The sequence below is a fragment of the Evtepia sp. genome, assembly GCF_056797215.1.
In genome coordinates, this window is record NZ_JBQILM010000071.1 from 1 (window position 1) to 2,090 (window position 2,090).

The 2,090-nt window shown below is 56.5% G+C and carries 4 protein-coding genes; 3 read left to right on the plus strand and 1 reads right to left on the minus strand.

The features are described 5' to 3' along the window. On the minus strand, nt 1–387 hold a 387-nt coding region (locus ACTOZL_RS10170; protein ID WP_482478283.1), incomplete at its 3' end, for an ATP cone domain-containing protein. Nucleotides 388–804: 417 nt separating this feature from the next. Between ACTOZL_RS10170 and infC the strand changes: the two genes are divergently transcribed. Genes infC through rplT form a run of 3 tightly spaced genes read left to right on the plus strand, consistent with a single transcriptional unit; the run spans nt 805 to nt 2,052 of the window. Next, nucleotides 805–1,407 (plus strand): translation initiation factor IF-3, encoded by a 603-nt coding sequence (infC, locus tag ACTOZL_RS10175; protein WP_482478285.1) that lies wholly within the window; start codon nt 805–807, stop codon nt 1,405–1,407. A gap of 54 nt (nt 1,408–1,461) precedes the next feature. After that, the gene (gene rpmI / locus ACTOZL_RS10180) at nt 1,462–1,665 is read left to right on the plus strand and encodes a 50S ribosomal protein L35 (protein WP_087188806.1); all 204 of its coding nucleotides are present in this window, start codon (nt 1,462–1,464) and stop codon (nt 1,663–1,665) included. A 30-nt stretch (nt 1,666–1,695) separates the two neighbouring features. Further along, a complete protein-coding gene (gene rplT / locus ACTOZL_RS10185) occupies nt 1,696–2,052 on the plus strand; it encodes a 50S ribosomal protein L20 (protein WP_482478287.1) in 357 nt (118 codons plus the stop codon). Nucleotides 2,053–2,090: the final 38 nt, after the last annotated feature.

The following is a 2,090-nucleotide window of genomic DNA, read 5'->3' on the forward strand; positions in this document are numbered from 1 at the left end:
CTGGGTGGAGTTGACCACCGGGTTTTTGTTGGAGTTCTCCTGCTTGGCCTCTTCGTTGCAGCACTCAATGAGGCTGAGGATTTTCTTGTCAGTGGTGTTGCTCCGGCGGACCAGGGAGCGGATATACCGGTAGGTGATATAATTCTTGGCCACCTCGAAAGCCCCATGGGCCATAATCTGATACTCCACCAAATCCTGAATTTCCTCCACAGAGGGGGCCCGCTCCAGCTTTTCACAGGCCAGGGCCACCGACTCGGCAATGCGGGCGATCTGCACGGGGGTCATTCTCCCCCCCTCGTTGATGCTCTCATTGGCCTTGGTGATGGCCGAGACAATTTTGCTCAAATCAAAATCCACTTCCGTACCGTTGCGCTTAATAACAGTCATACACTTCCCTGCACTTTCTTTCTTCACAGTTTGGATTCCTATCGCTTCACATGGTATATTTAGTATTCCCTCACAAAGTAGGCACAAGATATAGATAGATGCAGACTCTATTGTACAAGAATTTCTTTAATTGTCTATGGGTATTTTGCACAGAAATCCGGCGGGATTTTCTCCAAAACCGCCCAGCCCAAGGCGGCGCAGGCCCCCCGCGCCCCGCCGGACGCAATCCGCCAAAATAGGGGTTGACAACCGCCCGGCGGACTGATATACTGTTTTGGAAAACAAAGCAGGAGCGGCGCCCCCGTCCTCACCTCCAGCCCTGGGCAAAGAGGTCAACAGGCTGTACAGACGCACAGAGCAGAAAGCGCGGTGCGGCTGTTTTGTTGTGACGCGGGTGTCGGTTCGGCAGCCGCGTTTTTGTGTGTTCGTGTTGAGGACCTGAGTCCCCGGTCCGTCCGGGGTCCGGCAGAGAATTGGAGGTGCTTTCGTATCAGCAAACAGGGACATCAGATCAATGAGGATATCCGCGACAAGGAGGTCCGCCTGGTTTCCGAATCCGGCGAGCAGCTGGGCATCATGTCCGCCCGGGACGCGCTGGAGCGCGCCGTGGAGCAAAACCTGGACCTGGTAAAAATCTCGCCCACGGCGAAGCCCCCCGTGTGCAAGCTCATGGACTATGGCAAGTACAAGTTCGAGCAGACCAAACGGGAGAAAGAGGCCCGCAAGAACCAGCATGTGGTGGAAATCAAAGAGGTGCGCATGTCGCCGGGCATCGACGTGAATGATTTCAACGTCAAGCTCCGCAACGCGCAGAAGTTCCTGGCTGAGGGCAACCGGGTGAAGGTCACCGTCCGTTTCCGCGGCCGGGAGATGGCCCACACCGACATCGGCCGGGGCCTGCTGGTAAAGTTTGCCGAGCAGTGCGGCGAGGTAGCCACCCTGGACAAGGACCCCAAGCTGGACGGGAGGCATATGTCGATATTCCTCTCCCCCAAGGTCGCCAAGGAAGGGAAAAAGTGAGCGCTGCTCCCCTGTTTCCCGGAATGTATTTAACAGAAAAGGAGTCAACGAACCATGCCTAAACTGAAAACCCACAGCGGCGCGAAGAAGAGATTCAGCCTGACCAAGTCCGGCAAGGTTAAGCGCGCCCATGCGTTCAAATCCCACCTGCTCAACGGCCATGGCAAGGATACCAAGCGCAAGAGAGGCCTCCGCGCCGGCGCTTACGCGGACAAGACCAACGAGCCCGCCATCAAGCGCATGATTCCCTATAAATAAGATTACGACTGAAATAGGAGGCTGACACAAATGGCTAGAGTCAAAGGCGCGATGATGACGCGCAAAAGAAGAAACCGCGTGCTGAAGCTGGCGAAGGGCTATTGGGGCGCCAAGAGCAAGCACTTCAAGATGGCCAACGAGCAGGTCATGAAGTCCCTGACCTACGCATACACCGGCCGCCGCCTGAAGAAGCGCGATTTCCGCTCCCTGTGGATTACCCGCATTTCCGCCGCCTGCAAGCTCAACGGTATGAACTACTCCACCTTTATGAACGGCCTGAAGAAGTCCGGCGTGGAGATTAACCGCAAGATGCTGGCCGAACTGGCCGTCAACGACAAGGCCGCTTTCACCGCCCTGACCGATATGGCCAAGGCGAAGCTGGCCTGAGCGTTCCCATATCGACCCCTTCCGGGTCCGCTCTCTTC

Excerpts from the sequence above, each read along its gene's own strand:
- rpmI (WP_087188806.1), top strand. The coding sequence starts at position 1,462 with ATGCCTAAACTGAAAACCCACAGCGGCGCGAAGAAGAGATTCAGCCTG.
- rplT (WP_482478287.1), top strand. The coding sequence starts at position 1,696 with ATGGCTAGAGTCAAAGGCGCGATGATGACGCGCAAAAGAAGAAACCGC.